Here is a 26,015-nt window from a genome sequence, read left to right as displayed (position 1 = left end):
TTTCGCCTTTTCTTGCGTCCAAAATATAACACTATCTTTTAAGTATCTGACTCTTTCATTTAGCAACAATCATTGAGAAAACAGCCAAACAAAAAAGGATATCTCAGAAAAACTTGAGATATCCTTCACTATTTACTTTCTATTGCTGAAGTGCTTGCTTAAAGCGCTGAACACCATCTTTTACCGTGTCAAATGAGCAGGCGACGTTCATACGTAGGAAGCCGCGACCCTCATCGCCATATTTTGATCCTGGCTCTAATGCTAGCTTACCATTTTCCAGCAAGCGTTTCATGATTTCTTGTTCATCAAGTCCTAATTCACGATAATCAATCCAAAGTAAATAAGTGCCCTGAGGTTTTTTAATATGGATACCAGGTAATTGACCTAATTCAGCAATCACATAGTCCATATTGTTTGAAATGTAAGTAAGCATGTCATTTAACCATGGGGAACCCTCTGTATAAGCAGCCTGAAGTGCAACAGAAGCAAAGGTATTTAATGAGCCTTGCCCGCTAGCCATATGAACTGCTTCTAGTAACATTCGCTTTTTCTTATCTGTCACGATCATATAGGCAACCTGAATCCCAGCTAGGTTAAATGTTTTTGTCGGTGCCATACACGTAATAATACGATCAATTTCGTCACCAGCAATTCTTGCTAATGGTGTATGTTTTGAGCCATCTAACATTAAATCCGAATGAATTTCATCGGAAATAATCACTACATCATATTTTGCACATAGTCGTACGATTTCCTTTAATGTAGCTTCATCCCATACATAGCCTCCTGGATTATGAGGATTACACAATATGTAGGCTTTCACTTTTTGAGCAAGTGCTTGTTCAAAGGCTTCAAAGTCATAGACAAATGTCCCATCTTTTTCTACTAAAGGACAACTAACAATCTCTCGACCATTACTTTTCGGGATGTTATAAAATGGTGGGTAGACAGGTGAGGAAATAAGTACTTTATCTCCTGGATTTGTCAGTGCCTTGACACTATCCGCTAAAGCAGCAACAACACCGTTACAGAAAACAATCGATTCTTTGTCAATGTGCCAATCATGATGAGTATTTTGCCAGTCTACGATTGCCTGTACGGCTTCATCGTTAACAAAGCTATAGCCGAAAACAGTCTTTTCAGCATGGTCTTGCAGCGCCTTTGAAACAGCTACTGGAGCAGCAAAATCCATATCAGCTACCCACATTGGGAGTATGTCTGAAGCATCTTGTAGCCCATATACGTTTTCCATTGCGTCCCATTTTACAGAGTTTGTACAACGACGTTTAATAGTTTGATCAAAAATAGACAAGCAAATCACTCTTTTCTTTTTTATTTACTATGGTATCATACGAGTAAGATAAAAGGATAATAGGTGAGTATTTTGGAAAATATAAAAATGAATCAAGCAGCCGTACATCTGCTAGAGGAGTGGGATCCATTCCACTTAGGTCCAGATCATTATGATACTGAAACCGCAGATGTTGTAGCAGCATTGCAAGGTATCGATGATCCATCTGTTCTTGCAAAGGTTATTCAAGAAACATATGAACATTCGTTTGAAGAATGGATTCCATATGAAGATTGTGTAGCCATTTCATATAAACTTATTGCGATAAAATTTGAAGCAAAATGCATTATTTAACTTCTTTAAAAGGTGAAAATACTAGAGTGACCAATATTGTATTGGCCTAACTTCTGGTAGATGCACAATTATGTTTTTGCTTTTCTATAGAAAACGAGGTTGTCTTTCAATTATGAGACAACCTCGTTTTTTTAGCTATAAAAATAAAGCTCCAACGGTAAAATTCCCTGGATGAAAATAATGAATATCGCTATTGTTAAAAATCTACAAAGTCGAAAATAGAGCGATCTAAAATTTTCATATCAGATAGAATGCCGAATGATAGTGCACTTGGAATTTCTACCCGCAAAGTACAAGGGAATCAACCACACGATATGATGAAAATCCAAAATATATTTAAATATGTAACAATTAGGAAGGGTGGTTCGTTACATATGCAAAGGGGGGATGACTGTGACAGAAACCGAATTAATAGAACGGGCTCAGCAAGGAGACAAAAGCGCCTATATAGAGCTAATCCGAATACATCAACGAACAGTTGAAAAGTTTGCTTTTCAATGCGGCGTACATAGTAATGATTTAGCAGATGTTTCACAGGAGGTATTTGTGAAGCTCTATCGTTTTTTACATCAATTTAAGCAGGATCGTTTTACGACGTGGCTCTATAAAATCACATTGAATGCAACCCGTGATTATTATCGCAAAGAACAACGAGAGCAAGTAAAGGAAGAAAGACTAAGTGCACAGCAACAAATGCCCGCATCTTCAGCAGAAAAGCATGTCCTTAATTTTGAAGAGGATAGGCTATTACATAATGCTATTAATGAACTTGATGAAAAATATCGTTATCCACTTATATTATTTTACTTCCATGAATTCAAGTATGAGGAGATTGCAGAGGTACTAAATATTTCGTTATCAACTGTCAAAGTTCGTATATTACGTGCAAAGGAAAAACTCAAAGCGGTGATCTTGCAGGAAGGGGGTGTTGAAAATGGATGATAAACAGTTTGAAAAACGAATGGAGCTTCTAAAAAAATCCTATGATCGCATGGAACCACAGCTAGATCCAGAAACCATTTTCGCACAAATCGAGGCAGAAGATGCAACACAACAATCGCGAGAAACAGTAACAACAGAAAAGCCCCCTTCAAGATGGCAAAAGCCAGCTGTTTGGATAGCATGTATGGCAAGTGTACTTTTAGTAGGTGTTCTCGTTTCATCGTATGTGATTAATCAATCAGAAAGCGCAAATAGTGAAGATAATCTTCCACAGAAAGAAACACAGAAAGCTGGAAATAAAAAATGGGTCGAGAATATTACTAAAAAGTATAACAGTAAAAAAGAACAAATAAGAAGAGAGTTAAAAGTTTCTATTGATGAACTAAATGCATTTGAATTTATTAAAAATGCTGATGCTAAGTTAGATTTTTACACAAGAAACAATTTACATTTACTCATTAATGATAACCAGTATTTAGAAAATGCAGAAGAAAGTGTTCTTAATGAATTGATGACACCTAGGAGAGCGTTAGAATCTATCAATGGACGGGAAAAATTATCTTTTGATGAATCATTTGAGATTTATCTCTTATATGAAAAAACGGTCCAGGAACTAGAAGGTTTTTATAGTAATCTTCTTGTGCAATATGAACCTCTCTCAAAGAAGAAAGTGGATAACAAACAATATTCATCAGATTTGAATTCAATTATTGAAGCTGCGAACAATCAATTTATGGAACTGAGAGAAGATGATCAAGGTTCGTTTTATTTTAAGGCTAATCCGATTAATGGTGAATTTGCACAGGATTCTCTTAAGCAATTACATCCTGATATTTTTGGTTACTTTGAGTATTTAGAAAAGGGGCATTTATTATTAGCAGATGATTTAAGGTATACGCGGGAAGAAACGGTTGAATCTTTGAAAATAATGGAGCGCACGTTACTAGCAGATGTAAATGCAGGTTCATCTACTTATAAGGTTTTAAGACAAAGCTTTGAAAATACATGGTTGGTATTATTGAAGGGAACGGAAATCTATCCTGCTCTTACAAAGGATGGGGAACCCCATAAAGATTATATGGATTTCTTACAAAAAGTAGCTAATGGAGAGTACGGAGAAGTCATGAAAAAAACTGCAACAACAGTTTTAAATGAACTGCAACAAAACAATAACTCCGATACTTTAGCACAGTTATCAGCCTACGATATTTGGACAATCATATTGCAAACTCGAGAAGAAACAGCTGGATTTATTAATGATAGTGATTTTACTATTGTAAGTATTGAAGAATCAGAAATAAAGAGATTATATGAGCAGTATAAAAAAAGCGATACTGAAACATTTATCGATCAACTACGCCCATTGAATATGGTTTCTCTTTTTTTATATGCAAAAACTATAGGGGATGAATCTTTACAAAAAGCTATATTAATGCCTGAAGCGAATATTAATATAAGTGTGTTAGACAAAGTTAAAAGTTTAGATATTTTTAGTCAATTAGGGGAATATGATGGTATCTATCCAATGGTTGCTGCTCGTGTTTCAGGAGAGTATCAGGGTATGTACGGTAGACAGTTTCTTTTTAAGTTATCGAAAAACAAAGAAGGTAATTATCGTATAACAGGGATCATTGATTGATGGGATGATTTTTTGCCCCACTTATTTACGTATGTTATAATTTATGGTGATATATACGTAGCAAACAAAAAGAAAGTGGGCAAAGTTTATGGAAAAAAAATATGAATTAGGAGACGTGTTGACCGGAAAAGTTACAGGTATACAGCCGTACGGTGCATTTGTTGCGCTTGATGAAGATACACAAGGCCTTGTACATATTTCCGAAATTACGTACGGCTTTGTAAAGGACGTTAGTGAATTTTTGTCAGTTGGGCAAGAGGTAGAAGTGAAGATACTTGAAATCGATGAGGATGCCGAAAAAATAAGTTTATCGATTCGTGCTTTGCAGGAGCGCCCGGCTACATTGCGTAAAAAAGATGCACCACCACGTAAATCATTGCAGGACCGTGTGGATGAATCGGATGCGAATGGTTTTAATTCTTTAAAAGATAAATTACAAGACTGGATCGAGCAGTCAGGACAATAATTTTAGGTTGGAGTCTTGTACCTAACGCTACGCTTTTGGTACAAATAAATTACTGCCTATTAATGCGAGAAAAAACGAGGATGCTTTCAAATATGAAGGTATCCTCGTTTTTTAATATTTAATTATAGCGAATTTTTTATTTTTCGAATTCGATACTGTAGGTTTTGACGACTCATGCCAAGTGCAGTAGCGGCCTTTGTAATATTGCCTTCATATAAATTTAAGACGTTTTGCACATAATAGGATTCGGCTTCACGTAAATAAGCATCGAGCGGCATAACATCATTCTGTTGCTGGAACATAAAAAATTCCGGCTCGTGATTAGATACGTCTTGCTGCTGTACTTTGAAGCGGAAATGCAGTGGTAATAAATCTGAGGTAACTGTTGATTCAGTAGTCATAAACGACACCGTTTCATCTAGTAATAGCTCAAGCTCCTTTAAATTTCCTGGCCAATCATATTGCAAAAATAAATCCTGTACATCAGGTGATAATTCCGTGACATTTGAAGCAAATCGCTCTTGATGGCGGTTAAAGTAATCATCTACGAATGGAAGAATATCTTCTTTTCGATCTGTTAAATTAGGAATGGAAATGGCCATTGTTGCAAAGAAATAATACAGTGATTTTGACAGTTTCTTTTCTGCGATTAATGTAATGGGATCACTTCCTACACTGCCAATGAGCATGTATTTTGACTGTGGAAGAGACTGTAATACCTCTAATAGTTGCTCTTGAATGTCTAGACTTAAAAAATCAATGCGTTCAAAGAAAAAAGTGTATGCCTTGTCATCTTGTAAGAGCTCCTGTAATTTATCTAAAACAGATTGAGCAGAGCGACGACTCACTAGAGTGACAAATGCTTCAGGGTCAGTCGAAGCTGCATGATGTATACCCTCTGCTACTAAATCTTTTCCTGTACCTGATTCACCAATTAATAATACTGGTAATTTCACAGCTGCTGCTTTTTTTGCATTTGCGATCACTTGTCGCATCGAATCAGAAACAGCTGTTATCATATCGAATGTCAAAGGTTCACCATATCGACGAAGAGGTTGATAAACTAGCTTTTCAAGTGATGTAATGTCCCGAGCAAATTCGATAGCTCCAATTAGTTTATTTTCGACATATAGTGGAAAAGTATCGTTAATCGTTGTTATTTCATGACCATTTTTATTCCAATATGTTTGTTTTACATTAACTTCTTTTTTACCAGTTTGTAACACACGCATTAAAGTACTTTCATGCTGGCGGAAAGAAAACATTTCAATAACAGAACGATCGGCTAATTCATCAAAATGAAATCCCTCAATTTCTTTCATCTTCGTATTATAAATAATTGTTTTGCCAGAAAGGTCTACAGCATGAATACCAACAGTTACATTTGTTGCAATAAACTCATAAAAAGGGAGTAAAGGTTCGGAATTTTTCATAAAATGTGCACCTCGAAAATTTTTTACTTGAAATATGCAACGAAATTTTGCATTATAATAAGTGTAAGAATATTCTAAACGCAAAGATATTTTGCGTCAACGTTTTTTGCACACTTAAAACACATCTCACGAGGGAGGATTTAGTATGATTTCATACAAACACGAACCATTCACAGATTTTACTCAAGAGGCAAATTACAACGCATATTTAGAAGCATTAAATAAAGTCGAAAGTTATTTAGGTCAAGACTATCCACTTATTATAGGTGGCGAGCGTATTACGACAGAAGATAAAATCGTTTCATATAATCCTGCAAAGAAAACAGAAATAATTGGTCGCGTATCAAAAGCAAACAAAGAACTAGCTGAAAAAGCGATGCAAGCTGCAGATGAAACATTTAAAACTTGGAAAAAAGTAGATCCAGCTATTCGTGCGGATGTACTATTTAAAGCAGCGGCAATTATCCGTCGTCGCAAACACGAATTCTCTGCACTTTTAACAAAAGAAGCGGGTAAACCGTGGGCTGAAGCTGATGCAGATACTGCTGAAGCAATTGATTTCTTAGAATATTATGGTCGTCAAATGCTACGTATTAAAGAAGGTCAACCTGTAGAAAGCCGTCCTGGTGAATACAACCGTTATGACTATATTCCATTAGGTATTGGTATTGTTATTTCACCATGGAACTTCCCATTTGCAATTATGGCAGGGACTACAGTTGCTGCTTTAGTAACAGGTAACACTGTATTATTAAAACCAGCTTCAACAACACCTGTAGTTGCTTATAAATTTATCGAAGTGTTAGAGCAAGCTGGTCTTCCAGCAGGTGCGGTGAATTTTGTACCAGGTTCTGGCGCAGAAGTAGGTGACTACTTAGTTGATCATCCGAAGACACGCTTCATCAGCTTCACTGGATCTCGTGATGTAGGCTTACGTATTAACCAACGTGCATCAGTATTAAATGATGGTCAAATTTGGATTAAACGTGTTATTGCTGAAATGGGCGGTAAAGACACAATCGTTGTTGATAAAGAAGCAGATTTAGAGCTTGCAGCACAATCTATCGTAAAATCAGCATTCGGCTTCTCTGGTCAAAAATGTTCAGCATGTTCTCGTGCTATTATTGTTGAAGATGTATACGACACAGTTGTTAATCGTGTAATTGAGCTTACTAACACGTTAACAGTTGGTGATCCAACAGACTTCAAAAACTTCATGGCAACAGTTATTGACCAAGCGGCATTCAATAAAGTGACAGAATACATTGAAATTGGTAAAGAAGAAGGTCGCCTTGTTGCAGGTGGTACAGCTGATGATTCAGTTGGTTACTTCATCCAACCAACAGTATTTGCAGACGTAGATCCTTCTGCACGTATTATGAAAGAAGAAATTTTTGGTCCTGTTGTAGCAATCTCAAAGGCTAAAGATTTCGATCAAGCAATCGATATTGCAAACGATACTGAATACGGTTTAACTGGTGCGGTTATTACAAATAATCGTATGAACTTAGAAAAGGCTCGTGAAGATTTCCATGTAGGTAACTTATACTTCAACCGTGGTTGTACAGGTGCAATCGTAGGTTACCAACCATTCGGTGGCTTCAACATGTCAGGTACAGACTCAAAAGCAGGTGGCCCTGACTATCTACAACTTCACATGCAAGCAAAAACAACTTCAGAAATGCTATAACTTCTTTAGCAAACTGAAAGAAGTATAGCCCTCGGTGTATGTCAAGGATTCGGTTTTGTGTAAGCGCAAAACTGAATCCACCGGGGCTAATAAGAGAATCTGCGAAACTCCTCCTAATAAAGTAGGCCGAACAAGAACCGCAGAAGCTAACGTTGTAGCGGCTAACCTAGGAGTAGCTAGGCATATTCTTGTTTTTTATATTCAGAAAATGCAAAATTGTCCTATTAAATTTACTTATAGAAAAACATAGTCTTCCATAGATTTTTCATCATGAAAGTAAGGAGAGAATACTATATGACAAAAACAAAACTAGTTATTGAACAAACTCAAAATTTTGGTGCTGCAAACTATCACCCGCTACCAATCGTTATTTCAGAGGCTGAGGGTGCTTGGGTAAAAGATCCGGAAGGTAATAAATACTTAGATATGCTATCCGCTTACTCTGCTGTAAACCAGGGTCATCGTCATCCGAAAATTATCGCTGCGTTAAAAGAGCAGGCTGATAAAGTAACATTAACTTCTCGTGCGTTTTATAGTGAAAACCTTGGTGAATGGTATGAGCTTGTTGGTAAATTAACGAATAAACAGATGGTATTACCGATGAATACAGGTGCAGAAGCGGTAGAAACTGCATTTAAAGCGGCTCGTCGTTGGGCATATGATATAAAAGGTGTAGAAGATGGAAAAGCTGAAATTATTGCATGTAATGGTAACTTCCATGGTCGTACAATGCTTGCTGTATCTTTATCATCTGACGAAGAATATCGTCGTGGCTTCGGTCCAATGTTACCGAATGTTAAGTTAGTCGATTACGGTAATCTAGAAGCATTAAAAGCTGCCATTACTCCTAACACAGCGGCGTTTTTAATTGAACCAATCCAAGGTGAAGCTGGTATCGTTATTCCACCAGAAGGTTTCTTAAAAGCTGCTCGTGAGCTATGCCGTGAAAACAATGTTTTATTTATTGCAGATGAAATCCAAGCTGGTTTAGCACGTACAGGTAAAATGTTTGCATGTGATTGGGAAGAAGTAGAGCCTGATATGTACATTTTAGGAAAAGCTTTAGGTGGCGGTGTATTCCCAATTTCTTGTGTAGCTGCAAATCGTGAAATTTTAGGAGTTTTCAATCCAGGATCACACGGTTCAACTTTCGGCGGTAATCCTTTAGCGTGTGCTGTATCTATTGCTTCAATTAAAGTATTACTAGATGAAAAATTAGCAGAGCGTTCACACCAACTTGGTGAATACTTTAAAGGGAAATTAAGAGAAATTAATAACCCAGTTATTAAAGATGTTCGTGGTCGTGGTTTATTTATCGGAATGGAATTAACAGAGGCAGCACGTCCATATTGTGAAAAGCTTAAAGAATTAGGTCTATTATGTAAAGAAACACATGATACTGTTATTCGATTTGCGCCACCACTTGTTATTTCTCAAGAAGATTTAGATTGGTCAATCGAACAAATTGAAAAAGTTTTTAATCTTTAACAAATTGTTCACATTTCAATTCGGAAGTGTGTTACAATGATGCCGATATACTATCATTATAAAAACAAAGAGGCGATTTAATAATGTCTGAAAACTTAAATCTGTTCACATCAACTCAAGAAGTCATTCAAGAGGCTCTAAATAGACTTGGCTATGACGAAGCAATGTATGAATTGTTAAAAGAACCGCTTCGCATGCTACAAGTGCGTATTCCTGTGAAAATGGATGATGGTACAACAAAAGTATTTACTGGTTACCGTGCACAACATAATGATGCTGTAGGACCAACTAAAGGTGGGGTTCGTTTCCATCCGGCCGTATCTGAGGAAGAAGTTAAAGCGCTTTCAATGTGGATGACATTGAAATGTGGTATCGTGGATCTACCTTATGGCGGTGGTAAGGGCGGTGTCATCTGTGACCCTCGTCAAATGTCTATGGATGAAATTGAAAAATTGAGCCGTGGATATGTTCGTGCAGTTAGTCAAATCGTAGGACCAACAAAAGATATTCCTGCGCCAGACGTATTTACAAATGCACAAATTATGGCATGGATGATGGATGAATACAGCCGTATGGATGAATTCAACTCACCTGGTTTCATTACAGGTAAGCCACTAGTACTTGGCGGTTCTCAAGGTCGTGATCGTGCAACTGCACAAGGCGTAACAATCGTTATTCAAGAAGCAGCGAAAAAACGTGGCATTGATATTAAAGGCGCACGCGTTGTTATTCAAGGCTTTGGTAACGCGGGTAGCTTCCTTGCGAAATTCATGCATGATTTAGGTGCAAAAGTAATCGGTATTTCTGATGCTTATGGTGCACTTCATGATCCAGAAGGTTTAGATATCGACTATTTATTAGATCGTCGTGATAGCTTCGGAACTGTAACAACATTATTTGAAAACACAATTTCAAACAAAGAATTATTAGAGCTTGATTGTGATATTCTAGTGCCAGCTGCTATCGAAAACCAAATTACTGCAGACAATGCAAACAACATTAAAGCAAACATCGTAGTAGAAGCAGCGAATGGTCCAACAACAGCTGAAGCAACTAGAATTTTAACAGATCGTGGTATTCTACTTGTACCAGACGTATTAGCATCTGCTGGTGGTGTAACAGTTTCTTACTTCGAATGGGTACAAAATAACCAAGGTTATTACTGGACAGAAGAAGAAGTTGAAGAACGTCTATACAAAAAAATGGTTGATGCGTTTGAAAACGTTTATACAACAGCGACAACACGTAACATTAACATGCGTTTAGCAGCCTATATGGTAGGTGTTCGCCGCACTGCAGAAGCTTCACGCTTCCGTGGATGGGTTTAATCAATATAATATGAAAGGCGAGTCATTCTTAGTTGGATGACTCGTTTTTTTTGTATGCGTCTCTTTTTTTCGAATGAGGAAGAGGTTCTGCTTAGGTCGTATTTGGATTATTTAGGGGCTACTTAACAGACGATAAGTTAGTTTGAGAGGCTAATAGATGGTACAGACAGTTAGAACGTTTGAAGTGACAAATTGGAGCTAATATTTGGTTTTAAATCTTTGCGTTCATTAACAGAAATATGAGAAAATCCAACTAGAAAGGGGCGAATTGAATGGATTCATTTACATTTATTAATCCGGTGAAGTTGCATTTTGGTGAAAATGCACTGGAAAAGCTATCAAAAGAGTTAGCGCAGCAAGGTGAAAAGGTATTGATTGTCTATGGGGGAGGCAGCATTAAGAAAAATGATGTTTACAATGCTGTCATCGAGAAGTTACAAGAAGCAGATAAAACGATATTTGAACTAAGCGGTGTTGAGCCAAATCCACGTGTGGAAACAGCGAGACTTGGTATTGATCTTTGTAAAAAAGAAGGAATTGATCTAGTTCTAGCTGTTGGTGGCGGTTCCGTTATTGACTGTTCTAAGTTAATCGTCGCTGGGGCAAAATATGATGGCGATGCTTGGGACATTGTAAAGCGTAAAGTATTTGTGCAGGACGCTTTACCGCTTGGAACGGTATTAACGCTAGCTGCAACAGGTTCTGAAATGAACTCAGGCTCTGTCATTACAAATGCGGAAACAGAAGAAAAATTAAGCTGGGGCAGCCCTGCCGTTTTCCCGAAATTTTCGATTTTAAATCCAGCGTATACAGTATCAGTACCAAAAAATCATACAATTTACGGTATCGTTGATATGATGTCGCATGTTATTGAGCAATATTTCCATAACACAACGAATACCCCGATCACAGATGAAATGTGCGAAGGAGTATTACGAACAGTTATTACAACAGCTCCTAAATTAATAGAAGATTTAGAGAATGTCCAGTTGCGTGAAACGATTTTATTAGCTGGTACAATTGGATTAAATGGATTCTTATCAATTGGTTCTCGAGGTGATTGGGCGTCACATAATATTGAGCATGCTGTATCTGCGGTATACGATATTCCGCACGCTGGCGGTTTGGCGATATTACAACCACATTGGATGCGTCTAAGTGTACCTGTGAATCCAGAGCGTTTTGCGGGTATTGCAACACGCGTTTTCGGTGTCGACGCTACAGGAAAGACTTCAGAAGAAATAGCATACGAAGGAATTGATCGTTTGTCGGAATTCTGGACTTCAATAGGAGCTCCGAGTCACCTTGCGGATTATGAAATCGATGATTCAAAATTCCATCAAATCGTAGAACATGCAATGCAAAATGGGCCTTTTGGAAACTTCAACAAATTACAGGAAGAAGATGTGCGAGCTATTTTGCAAAACTCACTTTAATTGAAAACGAGGCCACGAGTCTTGATGTGCGGACTTCCTTATAAAAATTTAATCTTGATGTCACATTGCGTTTCTTTGGGACGTCAGTCGTTTATATAAAAAATAGCCAACTGCCTGAAACATGGCAATTGGCTATTTATCTTATTTAGAAAAATTATGTTGGATAATGATATTATTGTTTGGGTGTTGAGTGATCAGGTCTTTCTCCAATATGCACCCAATTTTGTTCCCCGTCATCCTCATCATATAGAATGGCCACTTTTGATACGCCCTTCTGACTTAAAATGACCTCTGTTAAATGGTCGCGGACATCATCTAGAAAAGCAAGTGATAAGTTAGGGTCAGCTTCGGCAACTAATTCCACATGTAAAAATTCACCTTCTTTAACGACCTCTAAACGAACAATATCTTTGATGTTTGGGTCATCCATAACGAGATGAGCGATATGATTTAACATTTCTTCGTCTGTTTCGCCAATAACGCCTCGTGCATTATCAAGGAAAACTTTTGCTACTACATAGAACATCATAAAGCCGATAATCATCGAAACGAGCCCTTCTATATTTGCCCAGCCTGTAAAATGCGCTATTAATATAGCGGCGAAGGCCAACACGTTACCACCTGTAGCGACTAGGTCTTCCATAAACACTAGTTTTGTTGCTGGTTTTGCGCGATTTAAAAAAGGAAAAGCTTTAGGGATAGCTGTTAGTAATCCCACTTTCTCTTGTCCAGTCTCATGTAATATTTCCACGGCAGCTTTCGCAAGTACCGATCCTTCTAAAACGATACCGACCAATAATACGCCAAGTGCAATGAGCATTCCTTTAGATTCTCCAGCCGGGTGTATAAAATGATGCCAGCCTTCTTTTACAGTTTCATAAGAAAGGATTGCCACGATTATAACAGCAAAAAGACAAACTAAATTTACGATTCGGCCAAAGCCTCCAGGAAATTGTTTTGTCGGTGCTTTTTTCGAAAGTGCTGAGCCGATATAAACAAATAATTGGTTTGCTGCATCCCCTAGAGAGTGCATCATTTCTGCAAACATGGCAACATTACCTGTAAAGAAGAAGGCGACGCCTTTAATAATTCCTAAAAAGGCATTGACAACTGCTGCCATCAAAGATGGTTTATTCCCGTTTTTTAATAGTTTTAATAGTTCTCCCACGAAAGAATCCTCCAACTAGTTTAAAATTTCCATTTCGATTTTTTCTATATAGGGTAGTGCTCGTAATGAACGATAAAATGACAGTAAGTTATCAGATACTATTAATGATAAACGTAAATCTAATTCGTGAAAAACATTATTATTATTATTTGGAACATCTTGAATGCGTATGTTTTCGATAATAATATTGTTTTCCTTTAGAAATTCTAGAAAGGACTCACTTTTTTCATCATTGTTTATCTGAACTTTCAATGATATCTCTCGCATACGAATTCTTTTTGGTCCTATTTTCATTAGAAACGGCGATAGAACCTCAATACCGAATACAATGATAATAACAGCTAAAGTAGCATCCATATAGAATCCTGCACCGACTGCAATCCCTATACCGGCAGCTCCCCAAATCATTGCAGCGGTTGTTAAACCTGAGATACTATCATTCCCGCGCCTTAAAATAACACCTGCTCCAAGAAATCCAATTCCACTAACAACTTGGGCAGCCAAGCGTAGAGGATCCATTGTAATGTTGATTTCTGACCTTGGGGGTGTTGAGTAGGCGGTTTCGATCGAAATAATAGTTAATAAACAGCTAAATGTGGCGATGACTAAGCTCGTTTTTAATCCTACAGGCTTCTTTTTTAATTCCCTTTCGATGCCGATTACTAAACTTAATGTGGCTGCAATTACTAATTTTATGCCAACTTCATATGTAATCATATTTCCAAATAAGGTTTCCATACGCAACCCTCCACAGATATTTCGTATTGCTAAGAGATATGCAAGGTGTCATTATTATATGTACATTACTTTTTGTATTGTACATCACGATAGGAATGAAGTATAAGTATTTTTATTTCTTTCGTCAAACGTTCTTGGTAGTTAAAGTAGCTACAGAAGTCTCTAACGTTATAGGTGATTGGTATAAGTTAAAATTTCAAGTAGATATCACTTTTAGCACAAAGTCGTAACCAGATGTATTTATGTCCGGGTAAAAATGATTGGAGGTTGGATTTAATGGAGAAACCAAAAATTCATCCATACATTCCTATATTTATAGGTGTTATTTCTGTATCTTTATCTGCGATATTTGTAAAGTTAGCAAATGCGGAGGCAGGGGTTATTGCTTTTTACCGGATGTTGTTTTCGGTATTAATAATGGCTCCTCTGTTTTTTTGGAAGTACACTAATGAAGTAAAACAATTAAGAAGACGTGATTGGCTATTTTCTTCAGTTGCAGGCATATTTTTAGCGTTCCATTTTATTTTGTGGTTTGAATCACTCAATTACACTTCTGTAGCAAGTTCTACAGTTTTGGTTACACTACAGCCATTGTTTGCATTTGTAGGTACATATTTTTTCTTTAAAGAGAGTATTACTCTAAAAACAATACTTGCAGGCGCGATTGCTATTGTTGGTAGTATTTTAATAAGTTGGGGAGATTTTAAACTTAACGGTACTGCATTTTATGGAGACATGCTCGCTCTTATTGCGTGTGCACTCGTTACGGCTTACTTTTTATTTGGACAAGATGTACGTAAGCGGTTATCTCTTGTGACATATACCATGCTTGTTTATGCTGTTAGTACAATTACGTTATTTATCTATGTTCTTATTAAAGGTGAATCGTTCGGCCCTTATCCAACTATGGACTGGATATGGTTTATTTTATTAGCGATTGTGCCTAATTTATTGGGTCATACTCTATTTAATTGGTCTATCAAATACGTTAGTACAAATGTAGTCTCTATTTCGATATTATTTGAACCAATTGGCGCGGCCGTTTTAGCTCTTTTCATTTTTAAAGAGTATTTAATAGCCACACAAATTATTGGTGGATTAATTGTTATAGTAGGAATTTTATTGTTTGTGATCGATGAGAAAAAAATTTTAAACTTTTTTCAAAAAAAGCTTGATTTTTAATTTGCTATATTATATATTATTACTTGTCCTTAACAAGAAGGATGACTTGAGAAAAAGATTTGAAAAAAGATTTTTTTAAAAAAGTTGTTGACTTCTTATTGGAGATGAGTTATAATGACAAAGTTGCTGAAAACAACGGCGACAAAATGAACCTTGAAAACTGAACAAGCAAAACGTAATCAATAAAGTTTTTAGTAGCTAACCTTGAGTTGGTGAACGAAACAAAATTTTGGACATCAAACATGATGCCAGCAAAACAATTTGAGCTAATCAAATTTCTTTTTATGGAGAGTTTGATCCTGGCTCAGGACGAACGCTGGCGGCGTGCCTAATACATGCAAGTCGAGCGAACGGAGAAGGAGCTTGCTCCTTTGACGTTAGCGGCGGACGGGTGAGTAACACGTGGGCAACCTACCTTATAGTTTGGGATAACTCCGGGAAACCGGGGCTAATACCGAATAATCTATTTCACTTCATGGTGAAATACTGAAAGACGGTCTCGGCTGTCGCTATAAGATGGGCCCGCGGCGCATTAGCTAGTTGGTGAGGTAACGGCTCACCAAGGCGACGATGCGTAGCCGACCTGAGAGGGTGATCGGCCACACTGGGACTGAGACACGGCCCAGACTCCTACGGGAGGCAGCAGTAGGGAATCTTCCACAATGGGCGAAAGCCTGATGGAGCAACGCCGCGTGAGTGAAGAAGGTTTTCGGATCGTAAAACTCTGTTGTAAGGGAAGAACAAGTACAGTAGTAACTGGCTGTACCTTGACGGTACCTTATTAGAAAGCCACGGCTAACTACGTGCCAGCAGCCGCGGTAATACGTAGGTGGCAAGCGTTGTCCGGAATTATTGGGCGTAAAGCGCGCGCAGGCGGTCCTTTAAGTCTGATGTGAAAGCCCACGGCTCAACCGTGGAGGGTCATTGGAAACTGGGGGACTTGAGTGCAGAAGAGGAAAGTGGAATTCCAAGTGTAGCGGTGAAATGCGTAGAGATTTGGAGGAACACCAGTGGCGAAGGCGACTTTCTGGTCTGTAACTGACGCTGAGGCGCGAAAGCGTGGGGAGCAAACAGGATTAGATACCCTGGTAGTCCACGCCGTAAACGATGAGTGCTAAGTGTTAGGGGGTTTCCGCCCCTTAGTGCTGCAGCTAACGCATTAAGCACTCCGCCTGGGGAGTACGGTCGCAAGACTGAAACTCAAAGGAATTGACGGGGGCCCGCACAAGCGGTGGAGCATGTGGTTTAATTCGAAGCAACGCGAAGAACCTTACCAGGTCTTGACATCCCGTTGACCACTGTAGAGATATGGTTTTCCCTTCGGGGACAACGGTGACAGGTGGTGCATGGTTGTCGTCAGCTCGTGTCGTGAGATGTTGGGTTAAGTCCCGCAACGAGCGCAACCCTTGATCTTAGTTGCCATCATTTAGTTGGGCACTCTAAGGTGACTGCCGGTGACAAACCGGAGGAAGGTGGGGATGACGTCAAATCATCATGCCCCTTATGACCTGGGCTACACACGTGCTACAATGGACGATACAAACGGTTGCCAACTCGCGAGAGGGAGCTAATCCGATAAAGTCGTTCTCAGTTCGGATTGTAGGCTGCAACTCGCCTACATGAAGCCGGAATCGCTAGTAATCGCGGATCAGCATGCCGCGGTGAATACGTTCCCGGGCCTTGTACACACCGCCCGTCACACCACGAGAGTTTGTAACACCCGAAGTCGGTGGGGTAACCTTTTGGAGCCAGCCGCCGAAGGTGGGATAGATGATTGGGGTGAAGTCGTAACAAGGTAGCCGTATCGGAAGGTGCGGCTGGATCACCTCCTTTCTAAGGATATTTTCGGAATACAAACCTAGGGTTTGTAAGATTACGTTTTGCGTTCAGTTTTGAAGGTTCATTCTTCTGAATGAAATACTTCAAAACTTGTTCTTTGAAAACTGGATAAAACGACATTGAAATAGTAACAAACACATTTATTTTTTAAGTTTTTTTATAGGCTTAATAACGAATAAGGTTTCAAGACACGAGCAGTTTTAGGAAGCAATCGAGAGAAGGAACGAACGTACCTCTGTACGTGACTGACTGAACGAGTGAAGCTGACAACGAAATGCGATGTGTATTGAAAGCTATAGGTTAAGTTATTAAGGGCGCACGGCGAATGCCTTGGCACTAGGAGCCGATGAAGGACGGCACTAACACCGATATGCTTCGGGGAGCTGTAAGTGAGCTTTGATCCGGAGATTTCCGAATGGGGGAACCCACTACGTTTAATCGCGTAGTATCTTGACGTGAATACATATCGTCTTGAAGGCAGACCCAGGGAACTGAAACATCTAAGTACCTGGAGGAAGAGAAAGAAAAATCGATTCCCTGAGTAGCGGCGAGCGAAACGGGAAGAGCCCAAACCAAGAGGCTTGCCTCTTGGGGTTGTAGGACACTCTATACGGAGTTACAAAAGAGCGAGTTAGATGAAGCGACTTGGAAAGGTCCGCCAGAGCAGGTAAAAGCCCTGTAGTCGAAAGTTCGTTCTCTCCTGAGTGGATCCTGAGTACGGCGGAACACGTGAAATTCCGTCGGAATCCGGGAGGACCATCTCCCAAGGCTAAATACTACCTAGTGACCGATAGTGAACCAGTACCGTGAGGGAAAGGTGAAAAGCACCCCGGAAGGGGAGTGAAAGAGATCCTGAAACCGTGTGCCTACAAGTAGTTAGAGCCCGTTAATGGGTGATAGCGTGCCTTTTGTAGAATGAACCGGCGAGTTACGATTACGTGCGAGGTTAAGCTTTAGAAGGCGGAGCCGCAGCGAAAGCGAGTCTGAATAGGGCGAAATAGTACGTGGTCGTAGACCCGAAACCAGGTGATCTACCCATGTCCAGGGTGAAGGTGAGGTAACACTTACTGGAGGCCCGAACCCACGCACGTTGAAAAGTGCGGGGATGAGGTGTGGGTAGCGGAGAAATTCCAATCGAACTTGGAGATAGCTGGTTCTCTCCGAAATAGCTTTAGGGCTAGCCTCGTGATGAGAATACTGGAGGTAGAGCACTGTTTGGACTAGGGGGCCATCCCGGTTTACCGAATTCAGACAAACTCCGAATGCCAGATATTTATACACGGGAGTCAGACTGCGAGTGATAAGATCCGTAGTCAAAAGGGAAACAGCCCAGACCACCAGCTAAGGTCCCAAAGTAATCGTTAAGTGGAAAAGGATGTGGCGTTGCACAGACAACCAGGATGTTGGCTTAGAAGCAGCCATCATTTAAAGAGTGCGTAATAGCTCACTGGTCGAGTGACGCTGCGCCGAAAATGTATCGGGGCTAAACGATTCACCGAAGCTGTGGATTGACATCTACGATGTCAGTGGTAGGAGAGCGTTCTAAGTGCGTTGAAGTCAGATCGGAAGGACTGGTGGAGCGCTTAGAAGTGAGAATGCCGGTATGAGTAGCGAAAGACGGGTGAGAATCCCGTCCACCGTATGACTAAGGTTTCCTGAGGAAGGCTCGTCCGCTCAGGGTTAGTCGGGACCTAAGCCGAGGCCGATAGGCGTAGGCGATGGACAACAGGTTGATATTCCTGTACCACCTCCTCACCGTTTGAGAAATGGGGGGACGCAGTAGGATAGGGTAAGCGCGCTGTTGGATATGCGCGTCCAAGCAGTAAGGCGTGTGTGTAGGCAAATCCGCACACTGTAACGTTGAGCTGTGATGGCGAGTCCGTATGGACGAAGTTCCTGATTTCACACTGCCAAGAAAAGCCTCTATCGAGGTGAGAGGTGCCCGTACCGCAAACCGACACAGGTAGTCGAGGAGAGAATCCTAAGGTGTGCGAGAGAACTCTCGTTAAGGAACTCGGCAAAATGACCCCGTAACTTCGGGAGAAGGGGTGCTCTTGAGCGTGCAAGCGCATGAGAGCCGCAGTGAATAGGCCCAGGCGACTGTTTAGCAAAAACACAGGTCTCTGCAAAACCGTAAGGTGACGTATAGGGGCTGACGCCTGCCCGGTGCTGGAAGGTTAAGAGGAGTGGTTAGCGCAAGCGAAGCTGCGAATTGAAGCCCCAGTAAACGGCGGCCGTAACTATAACGGTCCTAAGGTAGCGAAATTCCTTGTCGGGTAAGTTCCGACCCGCACGAAAGGCGTAACGATCTGGGCACTGTCTCAACGAGAGACTCGGTGAAATTATAGTACCTGTGAAGATGCAGGTTACCCGCGACAGGACGGAAAGACCCCGTGGAGCTTTACTGTAGCCTGATATTGAATTTTGGTACAACTTGTACAGGATAGGTAGGAGCCAGAGATCTCGGAGCGCCAGCTTCGAAGGAGGCGTCGGTGGGATACTACCCTGGTTGTATTGAAATTCTAACCCATGCCCCTTAGCGGGGCAGGAGACAGTGTCAGGCGGACAGTTTGACTGGGGCGGTCGCCTCCTAAAAGGTAACGGAGGCGCCCAAAGGTTCCCTCAGAATGGTTGGAAATCATTCGTAGAGTGTAAAGGCACAAGGGAGCTTGACTGCGAGACCTACAAGTCGAGCAGGGTCGAAAGACGGGCTTAGTGATCCGGTGGTTCCGCATGGAAGGGCCATCGCTCAACGGATAAAAGCTACCCCGGGGATAACAGGCTTATCTCCCCCAAGAGTCCACATCGACGGGGAGGTTTGGCACCTCGATGTCGGCTCATCGCATCCTGGGGCTGTAGTCGGTCCCAAGGGTTGGGCTGTTCGCCCATTAAAGCGGTACGCGAGCTGGGTTCAGAACGTCGTGAGACAGTTCGGTCCCTATCCGTCGTGGGCGTAGGAAATTTGAGAGGAGCTGTCCTTAGTACGAGAGGACCGGGATGGACACACCGCTGGTGTACCAGTTGTCTTGCCAAAGGCATCGCTGGGTAGCTATGTGTGGACGGGATAAGTGCTGAAAGCATCTAAGCATGAAGCCCCCCTCAAGATGAGATTTCCCATTACGCAAGTAAGTAAGATCCCTCAAAGACGATGAGGTAGATAGGTTCGAGGTGGAAGTGTGGTGACACATGGAGCTGACGAATACTAATCGATCGAGGACTTAACCAACATGTTTGAAACATTCAATGCACCGTTTATCCAGTTTTGAAAGAACAAGAAAGTTTTTTAAAAAAAGCTTGCAATTATAACGAAATGTGTTATAATAAATCTTGTCTTTGAAAATAGTCTAGTGATGATGGCAAAGAGGTCACACCCGTTCCCATACCGAACACGGAAGTTAAGCTCTTTAGCGCCGATGGTAGTTGGGGGCTTCCCCCTGTGAGAGTAGGACGTCGCTAGGCATAATACCCAGGAGGATTAGCTCAGCTGGGAGAGCACCTGCCTTACAAGCAGGGGGTCGGCGGTTCGAGCCCGTCATCCTCCACCATTTGCCGGTGTAGCTCAGTTGGTAGAGCAACTGACTTGTAATCAGTAGGTCGTGGGTTCGACTCCTATCGCCGGCACCATAGTTTGAGCCATTAGCTCAGTTGGTAGAGCATCTGACTTTTAATCAGAGGGTCGAAGGTTCGAGTCCTTCATGGCTCACCATTTAAATTGCCAACAAAATATGCGGGTGTGGCGGAATTGGCAGACGCACTAGACTTAGGATCTAGCGCCGCAAGGCGTGGGGGTTCGACTCCCTTCACCCGCACCATATTTTAAATTTAATAATTGCCAGGATAAATAAATCTTATGCACATGCGGAAGTAGTTCAGTGGTAGAACACCACCTTGCCAAGGTGGGGGTCGCGAGTTCGAACCTCGTCTTCCGCTCCAAATGTGCCGGGGTGGCGGAACTGGCAGACGCACAGGACTTAAAATCCTGCGGTAGGTGACTACCGTGCCGGTTCGATTCCGGCCCTCGGCACCATTTTTTATAATTAGCGCCCGTAGCTCAATTGGATAGAGCGTCTGACTACGGATCAGAAGGTTATGGGTTCGACTCCTGTCGGGCGCGCCAAATTAATATTTATCGGAATGTAGCTCAGCTTGGTAGAGCACTTGGTTTGGGACCAAGGGGTCGTAGGTTCGAATCCTGTCATTCCGACCATTTTATGGGGCCTTAGCTCAGCTGGGAGAGCGCCTGCCTTGCACGCAGGAGGTCAGCGGTTCGATCCCGCTAGGCTCCACCATAAAAGATAACCAGTATAAAGATCCTGGCGGCGTAGCTCAGCTGGCTAGAGCGTACGGTTCATACCCGTAAGGTCGGGGGTTCGATCCCCTCTGCCGCCATCTTAAGGACCTTTAGCTCAGTTGGTTAGAGCAGACGGCTCATAACCGTCCGGTCGCAGGTTCGAGTCCTGCAAGGTCCACCATTTATATATTGTTACGGAGGTATACCCAAGTCTGGCTGAAGGGATCGGTCTTGAAAACCGACAGGCGGGTAACACCGCGCGGGGGTTCGAATCCCTCTACCTCCTCCAGTTTATTTTATAAATGGCGCTTAAAAAACTCGAAAAGAATATTTTATTAACGCGGGGTGGAGCAGTGGTAGCTCGTCGGGCTCATAACCCGAAGGTCGTTGGTTCAAATCCGGCCCCCGCAACCAAATGGTCCCGTGGTGTAGCGGTTAACATGCCTGCCTGTCACGCAGGAGATCGCCGGTTCGATCCCGGTCGGGACCGCCATTTTTTTAAAAATATGGGTCAGTAGCTCAGTTGGTAGAGCATTAGATTGAAGCTCTAAGTGTCGGCGGTTCGATTCCGTCCTGACCCACCATATGCGGGTGTAGTTTAATGGTAAAACCTCAGCCTTCCAAGCTGATGTCGTGAGTTCGATTCTCATCACCCGCTCCAATCTAAGGGCCTATAGCTCAGCTGGTTAGAGCGCACGCCTGATAAGCGTGAGGTCGATGGTTCGAGTCCATTTAGGCCCACCATTATTCCGAAGTAGCTCAGTTGGTAGTAGCACCTGACTGTTAATCAGGTTGTCGCAGGTTCGAGTCCTGCCTTCGGAGCCATTTTTTTGTGGGGAAGTACTCAAGAGGCTGAAGAGGCGCCCCTGCTAAGGGTGTAGGTCGGGTAACCGGCGCGAGGGTTCAAATCCCTCCTTCTCCGCCATTGGCCCGTTGGTCAAGTGGTTAAGACACCGCCCTTTCACGGCGGTAACACGGGTTCGAATCCCGTACGGGTCATACTGAAATGCAGTAGATGTAACTTACATCTACTGCATTTTTTTGTATAAATATAGTTTTTAAGATTCTACTAATTGTCTTACACGATTATGATTAGTTGAAATGTATTTGAACATTACTACATATTCTCATTAGAAAACTTAAGTAACTATAAGAAAACGTCTACTCGTTTTAGGTAGACGTTTTGCTCTTTACGCTCTTAATAGCATCCGTTCAAGTGAACTACGTGCTTCTTCAGCAGTGTGAACATCTACTTGAATACGATTATGTGGTTGCCCCTTTTGTATACTTTCTAAAGACCAAAGTAGATGGGGAAGGTCAATACGATTCATCGTAAGACAAGGACAGAAGTTTTCATTTAAAGAGATAATCTGCTTATCAGGGTGCTGCTTGATCAGACGATTGACGAGATTCATTTCAGTACCGATTGCCCATGCCGAATCACTTGGTGCTTTATTAATCGTATCAATAATGTATTTTGTAGAACCTGCATCATCTGCAGCAGCAACAACTTCACGACTACATTCAGGATGAACAATGATCCGCATATTTGGATGAGCTTTACGTATAAGCTCCGTATGCTGAACTGTAAAGCCTTCGTGTACAGAGCAGTGTCCCTTCCATAAGATGACTTGAATGTTTTCTGGGGACTGATCCGTTTCAAGCTTATTTGTATGGGGATTCCAGACGGCCATATTTTCAAGCGGTATTCCTAAATCGTACGCAGTATTTCTACCTAAATGTTGATCGGGTAAAAAGAAAATACGTTGTTTTTGCGTAAATGCCCATTCAACCATTTCTTTTGCATTGGATGATGTAACGCATGCTCCACCATGTCGTCCCGTAAATGCTTTAATGGCAGCAGTAGAATTAACATATGTTAGAGGGATAATGGTATCGCCAAAAAGTTTCTGTAAAATTGGCCATGCTTGTTCTGTTTGATAAATGTCTGCCATATCTGCCATTGAACAGCCTGCACGCATATCAGGTAAGTATACATGCTGCCGTTTAGATGTAAGCATATCAGCTGTTTCCGCCATAAAGTGTACGCCACAAAATACTATATGTTTAGCTTCCGTATTAGCTGCTGATATTTGAGCAAGTTGTAAGGAATCCCCTGTTGCATCAGCAAATTGAATTACTTCATCTTTTTGATAGTGATGCCCTGGAATGAAGAGCTTACTACCTAATTCCTTTTTTATAGCTAGAATGCGAGATTCCATGTCATTTTTAGATAAAGCACGATAATGCTCGGGTAGTAGTGACATTTGTTGAAATAGATTAGTGATGGACAATGAAACTAGCTCCTTTCGGTTTTACAATTGCACTAATATCAAAAGCTTTTACTGAATGTGTTAGCGCTCCGAGTGAAATCCATTGAATACCTGTTGTCGCATAGCTATTTAAGTTTTGAAGTGTAATGCCGCCCGAGGCTTCTGTAGCGATATGTGGAGGAACAGCAGGAAGCCATTCACGTATTTCTTTAGGGCTACGATTATCAAACATAATGATATCTGCACCAGCTGCAATTGCTTCTGCTAATTGTGCTTTTGTTTCGATTTCGACTTCGATCTTAATGGTGTGACCGATTTTCTCACGTGCCGCCTGTACTGCATTAGTAATACTACCCGCAAAAGCAATATGATTATCCTTTAGCATGATCGCATCGAATAAACCATTGCGATGATTATAGGCACCACCGATTCTAACAGCGTATTTATCTAACATACGCAAACCAGGCATTGTTTTGCGCGTATCGCATATTTTCGCATTAGTACCTGCAGTTTCTCGCACCGCTAAATTTGTAGTTGTGGCAATAGCAGACATACGCTGGATAAGATTCAAAATTACACGCTCACCTATTAATAACTTTTGAAGTGGCCCTTGAATAACAGTAAGAACATCACCAGCATTTACTTTTTCTCCATCTTTTTTATAAAGGGTAATATCCATCGATCGATCAAGTAGAAGAAATCCATGCTTAATGATGAGAGCTCCACAAAAAATGCCATCTTCTTTTGCATAAAAAGAAAAAGATCCCTGTTGTTCAGGGGAAAATATTAATTCACTTGATAAATCTCCATCGCCTATATCTTCATTAAAAAATTGCTTTAACATTTCCTCAAGTTTGATGATATTCATATAATGAATCCCTCACTTTCATCTGTCCTTGTTGAAAAATAATCCAACGGTTTGCCCACTGGTTATCATTTTCTGGTTGATCAACGCGAATATGTGCTCCGCGAGTTTCTTTTCGTGTAATGGCTGCGAGTGCCATTAGTGTAGCGACAATATGCATCATGAAAAGTTCAAGTTCCTGTTGATTCAGGTCATTTAAATTTACATGAAGAAGTGATTGCAATGAGGGCAATTGTTGTACGAATTGTTGCATATCGATAGGATTTCGCACAATGCCTAATGTGTGCATCATCATTTGTCGTAATTGATCTTTTGTAAATAACGATGGCATTGTTTGTTGGTGATGTTTGTCACTAATCAAGAAATTATTTTGTGTACAACCTGTTTGAATAACGTATTGGGCTGTTCTTTGTCCAAACGTAATTCCTTCTAATAGAGAGTTACTAGCTAAACGATTGGCGCCATGCACTCCTGTACAAGCAACTTCCCCAATTGCATAGAGGTTAGGAATAGATGTCTTTCCTTTGTCATTAGCAACAATACCGCCCATTAAGAAATGGCTACCTGGTGCTACAGGAATTAGGCCATCCTGTAAATTAACACTATTGTCAGAACAAAGTTGAGCAATCGTAGGAAATCTTTCTTCAAAGTGTTCAATCTTTGTAATATCAATAAATGTTTCCTGCCCAACAGCACGTTTATGAAATAATGCATGTGCTGTAACATGGCGTGGTGCTAAGTCCAGCTGTTTATGTATGCCTTCCATTATGGGCTGACGATACGCATCGACAAATATTCCCCCGGCACCACGAACAGCTTCAGAGACTAACCCTTTGGCCTGGCCTCCAGACCAAAGTAAGCTTGGATGGAATTGCATAAATTCCATATCACTGATGGCAGCCCCTGCACGATAGGCTAATGCGATCCCATCACCAGTATTCGTAGCAAAGTTAGACGTACAAGAATAAAGAGCACCTGCACCTCCTGTCGCGAGAATGACGTGGTGGGCAAGGTAGCGCTTCGTACCCTTTGCTCCTTTTGTTAGAGCGCCAACACAATCCCCATTTGTGTTTAATAAGAGCTCGTAAGCCATCTCAAAGCAATTCACGACGATATTAGATGTGAGTTGATTGAGCAAATAATCTATCATTACTTGACCAGTACGATCACCGCCTGCATGTAAAATGCGGTGATGACTATGTGCTCCCTCTAAACCAAGAGCGGGGGACCCGTCAACTTGTCGATCAACCGGGAAGCCCTCATTTAATAAATTACGCATAATTTCTGTGCCGTTTTCTATTAGTACTTCAACATTCCTTCTTTCATGATGATATTCACCAGCAGTCAACGTATCAGCAATGTGAAGTTTTGGATGATCTTCTTGACTTGTAACGGCAGCAATACCGCCTTGAGCACGATAAGAACTACTCATTTTAACTGAACACTTTGTTACTAGCTGTACTTGAAAATGTTCTTCGAGAAGCCGAGCAGTTTGAAGTGCGGCAATACCGCTACCAATAATAAGTACATCTGTCTTTACATCCATACATTTACCTTCTTTACAGTTGTCTTGACACTTATCTTTGCATAAA

At 41.1% G+C, this 26,015-nt stretch carries 16 protein-coding genes, 20 tRNA genes and 3 rRNA genes; 32 read left to right on the top strand and 7 right to left on the bottom strand.

The window, feature by feature from the left end:
- Positions 1–139: 139 nt before the first annotated feature.
- The gene (locus AC3WSO_RS19620) at positions 140–1,312 is read right to left on the bottom strand and encodes a MalY/PatB family protein (RefSeq protein ID WP_492533100.1); all 1,173 of its coding nucleotides are present in this window, start codon (positions 1,310–1,312) and stop codon (positions 140–142) included.
- Between the two features lie 72 nt (positions 1,313–1,384).
- Here AC3WSO_RS19620 and AC3WSO_RS19615 point away from each other — a divergent pair, with 72 nt between their 5' ends.
- The 4 genes from AC3WSO_RS19615 to yugI all read left to right on the top strand — a co-directional run bounded on the left by AC3WSO_RS19615 (position 1,385) and on the right by yugI (position 4,692).
- Complete coding sequence (locus AC3WSO_RS19615) at positions 1,385–1,645, top strand: DUF1871 family protein (RefSeq protein WP_079561543.1); 261 nt, start codon at positions 1,385–1,387, stop codon at positions 1,643–1,645.
- A gap of 393 nt (positions 1,646–2,038) precedes the next feature.
- Entirely contained in the window at positions 2,039–2,587 is a 549-nt protein-coding gene (locus AC3WSO_RS19610; protein ID WP_492533098.1) for an RNA polymerase sigma factor, read from the top strand.
- Positions 2,580–4,226 (top strand): hypothetical protein, encoded by a 1,647-nt coding sequence (locus tag AC3WSO_RS19605; protein WP_492533096.1) that lies wholly within the window; start codon positions 2,580–2,582, stop codon positions 4,224–4,226. Before AC3WSO_RS19610 ends, AC3WSO_RS19605 begins: the two co-directional genes overlap by 8 nt.
- 88 nt (positions 4,227–4,314) lie before the next feature.
- Positions 4,315–4,692, top strand: coding sequence for a S1 domain-containing post-transcriptional regulator GSP13 (gene yugI / locus AC3WSO_RS19600; RefSeq protein WP_079561545.1), 378 nt, complete (start codon positions 4,315–4,317; stop codon positions 4,690–4,692).
- Positions 4,693–4,814: 122 nt separating this feature from the next.
- Here yugI and AC3WSO_RS19595 read toward each other — a convergent pair whose 3' ends face one another.
- Positions 4,815–6,125: an AAA-type ATPase lid domain-containing protein gene (locus tag AC3WSO_RS19595; RefSeq protein WP_492533094.1), complete on the bottom strand. Its 1,311-nt coding sequence runs from the start codon at positions 6,123–6,125 to the stop codon at positions 4,815–4,817.
- A 145-nt stretch (positions 6,126–6,270) separates the two neighbouring features.
- Between AC3WSO_RS19595 and pruA the strand changes: the two genes are divergently transcribed.
- The 4 genes from pruA (at position 6,271) to AC3WSO_RS19575 (ending at position 12,067) form a co-directional block, all read left to right on the top strand.
- Positions 6,271–7,815 (top strand): L-glutamate gamma-semialdehyde dehydrogenase, encoded by a 1,545-nt coding sequence (pruA, locus tag AC3WSO_RS19590; RefSeq protein WP_492533093.1) that lies wholly within the window; start codon positions 6,271–6,273, stop codon positions 7,813–7,815.
- Positions 7,816–8,109: 294 nt separating this feature from the next.
- Complete coding sequence (locus AC3WSO_RS19585; protein ID WP_197144308.1) at positions 8,110–9,303, top strand: ornithine--oxo-acid transaminase; 1,194 nt, start codon at positions 8,110–8,112, stop codon at positions 9,301–9,303.
- Between the two features lie 83 nt (positions 9,304–9,386).
- On the top strand, positions 9,387–10,631 hold the full coding sequence (locus AC3WSO_RS19580) for a Glu/Leu/Phe/Val family dehydrogenase (RefSeq protein ID WP_197144309.1): 1,245 nt from the start codon (positions 9,387–9,389) through the stop codon (positions 10,629–10,631).
- Between the two features lie 272 nt (positions 10,632–10,903).
- The gene (locus AC3WSO_RS19575) at positions 10,904–12,067 is read left to right on the top strand and encodes an iron-containing alcohol dehydrogenase (protein WP_492533091.1); all 1,164 of its coding nucleotides are present in this window, start codon (positions 10,904–10,906) and stop codon (positions 12,065–12,067) included.
- 172 nt (positions 12,068–12,239) lie between these two features.
- Here AC3WSO_RS19575 and AC3WSO_RS19570 read toward each other — a convergent pair whose 3' ends face one another.
- The gene (locus AC3WSO_RS19570; protein WP_492533090.1) at positions 12,240–13,235 is read right to left on the bottom strand and encodes a cation diffusion facilitator family transporter; all 996 of its coding nucleotides are present in this window, start codon (positions 13,233–13,235) and stop codon (positions 12,240–12,242) included.
- Between the two features lie 15 nt (positions 13,236–13,250).
- Positions 13,251–13,973 carry an MgtC/SapB family protein gene (locus tag AC3WSO_RS19565; RefSeq protein ID WP_492533088.1) on the bottom strand — a complete coding sequence of 241 codons (723 nt, stop codon included), beginning with the start codon at positions 13,971–13,973 and terminating at the stop codon, positions 13,251–13,253.
- A gap of 276 nt (positions 13,974–14,249) precedes the next feature.
- Here AC3WSO_RS19565 and AC3WSO_RS19560 point away from each other — a divergent pair, with 276 nt between their 5' ends.
- The 24 genes from AC3WSO_RS19560 (at position 14,250) to AC3WSO_RS19445 (ending at position 22,284) form a co-directional block, all read left to right on the top strand.
- A complete protein-coding gene (locus AC3WSO_RS19560) occupies positions 14,250–15,155 on the top strand; it encodes a DMT family transporter (RefSeq protein ID WP_492533087.1) in 906 nt (301 codons plus the stop codon).
- A 281-nt stretch (positions 15,156–15,436) separates the two neighbouring features.
- A 16S ribosomal RNA gene (locus AC3WSO_RS19555) occupies positions 15,437–16,988 on the top strand.
- Positions 16,989–17,292: 304 nt separating this feature from the next.
- Positions 17,293–20,220: ribosomal RNA gene (locus AC3WSO_RS19550) — 23S ribosomal RNA — on the top strand.
- A gap of 117 nt (positions 20,221–20,337) precedes the next feature.
- Positions 20,338–20,453, top strand: a 5S ribosomal RNA gene (gene rrf, locus AC3WSO_RS19545).
- The 16S, 23S and 5S rRNA genes sit together here with 20 tRNA genes alongside, the layout of an rRNA operon.
- Positions 20,454–20,463: 10 nt before the next feature.
- A tRNA-Val gene (locus AC3WSO_RS19540) sits at positions 20,464–20,539 on the top strand.
- A gap of 3 nt (positions 20,540–20,542) precedes the next feature.
- Positions 20,543–20,618 (top strand) — tRNA-Thr (locus AC3WSO_RS19535).
- Between the two features lie 6 nt (positions 20,619–20,624).
- A tRNA-Lys gene (locus tag AC3WSO_RS19530) sits at positions 20,625–20,700 on the top strand.
- A gap of 21 nt (positions 20,701–20,721) precedes the next feature.
- A tRNA-Leu gene (locus AC3WSO_RS19525) sits at positions 20,722–20,806 on the top strand.
- 46 nt (positions 20,807–20,852) lie between these two features.
- Positions 20,853–20,927 (top strand) — tRNA-Gly (locus AC3WSO_RS19520).
- Positions 20,928–20,932: 5 nt separating this feature from the next.
- Positions 20,933–21,021 (top strand) — tRNA-Leu (locus AC3WSO_RS19515).
- A 13-nt stretch (positions 21,022–21,034) separates the two neighbouring features.
- Positions 21,035–21,111, top strand: a tRNA-Arg gene (locus AC3WSO_RS19510).
- 13 nt (positions 21,112–21,124) lie between these two features.
- Positions 21,125–21,201 (top strand) — tRNA-Pro (locus AC3WSO_RS19505).
- A 6-nt stretch (positions 21,202–21,207) separates the two neighbouring features.
- Positions 21,208–21,283: transfer RNA gene (locus tag AC3WSO_RS19500), tRNA-Ala, on the top strand.
- 26 nt (positions 21,284–21,309) lie between these two features.
- Positions 21,310–21,383, top strand: a tRNA-Met gene (locus tag AC3WSO_RS19495).
- 6 nt (positions 21,384–21,389) lie between these two features.
- Positions 21,390–21,466 (top strand) — tRNA-Ile (locus tag AC3WSO_RS19490).
- A 15-nt stretch (positions 21,467–21,481) separates the two neighbouring features.
- Positions 21,482–21,574: transfer RNA gene (locus tag AC3WSO_RS19485), tRNA-Ser, on the top strand.
- A gap of 50 nt (positions 21,575–21,624) precedes the next feature.
- A tRNA-Met gene (locus AC3WSO_RS19480) sits at positions 21,625–21,699 on the top strand.
- A gap of 3 nt (positions 21,700–21,702) precedes the next feature.
- Positions 21,703–21,778: transfer RNA gene (locus AC3WSO_RS19475), tRNA-Asp, on the top strand.
- Between the two features lie 15 nt (positions 21,779–21,793).
- Positions 21,794–21,869, top strand: a tRNA-Phe gene (locus AC3WSO_RS19470).
- A 3-nt stretch (positions 21,870–21,872) separates the two neighbouring features.
- A tRNA-Gly gene (locus AC3WSO_RS19465) sits at positions 21,873–21,946 on the top strand.
- Positions 21,947–21,952: 6 nt separating this feature from the next.
- Positions 21,953–22,029 (top strand) — tRNA-Ile (locus tag AC3WSO_RS19460).
- Positions 22,030–22,033: 4 nt separating this feature from the next.
- A tRNA-Asn gene (locus tag AC3WSO_RS19455) sits at positions 22,034–22,110 on the top strand.
- Between the two features lie 9 nt (positions 22,111–22,119).
- Positions 22,120–22,210: transfer RNA gene (locus AC3WSO_RS19450), tRNA-Ser, on the top strand.
- 2 nt (positions 22,211–22,212) lie between these two features.
- A tRNA-Glu gene (locus tag AC3WSO_RS19445) sits at positions 22,213–22,284 on the top strand.
- Between the two features lie 191 nt (positions 22,285–22,475).
- On the opposite strand, the gene nadA is transcribed toward AC3WSO_RS19445, so the two are convergent.
- The 3 genes from nadA to nadB are packed head-to-tail and all read right to left on the bottom strand — an operon-like array spanning position 22,476 to position 25,969.
- Positions 22,476–23,579: a quinolinate synthase NadA gene (nadA, locus tag AC3WSO_RS19440; protein WP_492533085.1), complete on the bottom strand. Its 1,104-nt coding sequence runs from the start codon at positions 23,577–23,579 to the stop codon at positions 22,476–22,478.
- The gene (gene nadC / locus AC3WSO_RS19435) at positions 23,566–24,426 is read right to left on the bottom strand and encodes a carboxylating nicotinate-nucleotide diphosphorylase (protein WP_492533084.1); all 861 of its coding nucleotides are present in this window, start codon (positions 24,424–24,426) and stop codon (positions 23,566–23,568) included. The genes nadA and nadC overlap by 14 nt, the downstream gene beginning before the upstream one ends.
- Positions 24,407–25,969, bottom strand: a complete 1,563-nt coding sequence (gene nadB / locus AC3WSO_RS19430; RefSeq protein WP_492533082.1) for an L-aspartate oxidase — start codon at positions 25,967–25,969, stop codon at positions 24,407–24,409. Before nadB ends, nadC begins: the two co-directional genes overlap by 20 nt.
- Between the last annotated feature and the right edge of the window lie 46 nt (positions 25,970–26,015).

This window comes from Lysinibacillus sp. EB106-09-02-XG168 (assembly GCF_058791475.1).
Note: the sequence above shows the minus strand (reverse complement) of the source record. Positions and strands in the feature narration are given on the sequence as shown.

Bases quoted from the DNA above. Each gene is read 5' to 3' on its own strand.
- AC3WSO_RS19605 (WP_492533096.1), top strand. From the start codon at position 2,580: ATGGATGATAAACAGTTTGAAAAACGAATGGAGCTTCTAAAAAAATCC.
- yugI (WP_079561545.1), top strand. From the start codon at position 4,315: ATGGAAAAAAAATATGAATTAGGAGACGTGTTGACCGGAAAAGTTACA.
- AC3WSO_RS19595 (WP_492533094.1), bottom strand. From the start codon at position 6,125: ATGAAAAATTCCGAACCTTTACTCCCTTTTTATGAGTTTATTGCAACA.
- pruA (WP_492533093.1), top strand. From the start codon at position 6,271: ATGATTTCATACAAACACGAACCATTCACAGATTTTACTCAAGAGGCA.
- AC3WSO_RS19585 (WP_197144308.1), top strand. From the start codon at position 8,110: ATGACAAAAACAAAACTAGTTATTGAACAAACTCAAAATTTTGGTGCT.
- AC3WSO_RS19580 (WP_197144309.1), top strand. From the start codon at position 9,387: ATGTCTGAAAACTTAAATCTGTTCACATCAACTCAAGAAGTCATTCAA.
- AC3WSO_RS19575 (WP_492533091.1), top strand. From the start codon at position 10,904: ATGGATTCATTTACATTTATTAATCCGGTGAAGTTGCATTTTGGTGAA.
- AC3WSO_RS19565 (WP_492533088.1), bottom strand. From the start codon at position 13,973: ATGGAAACCTTATTTGGAAATATGATTACATATGAAGTTGGCATAAAA.
- AC3WSO_RS19560 (WP_492533087.1), top strand. From the start codon at position 14,250: ATGGAGAAACCAAAAATTCATCCATACATTCCTATATTTATAGGTGTT.
- nadC (WP_492533084.1), bottom strand. From the start codon at position 24,426: ATGAATATCATCAAACTTGAGGAAATGTTAAAGCAATTTTTTAATGAA.
- nadB (WP_492533082.1), bottom strand. From the start codon at position 25,969: ATGGATGTAAAGACAGATGTACTTATTATTGGTAGCGGTATTGCCGCA.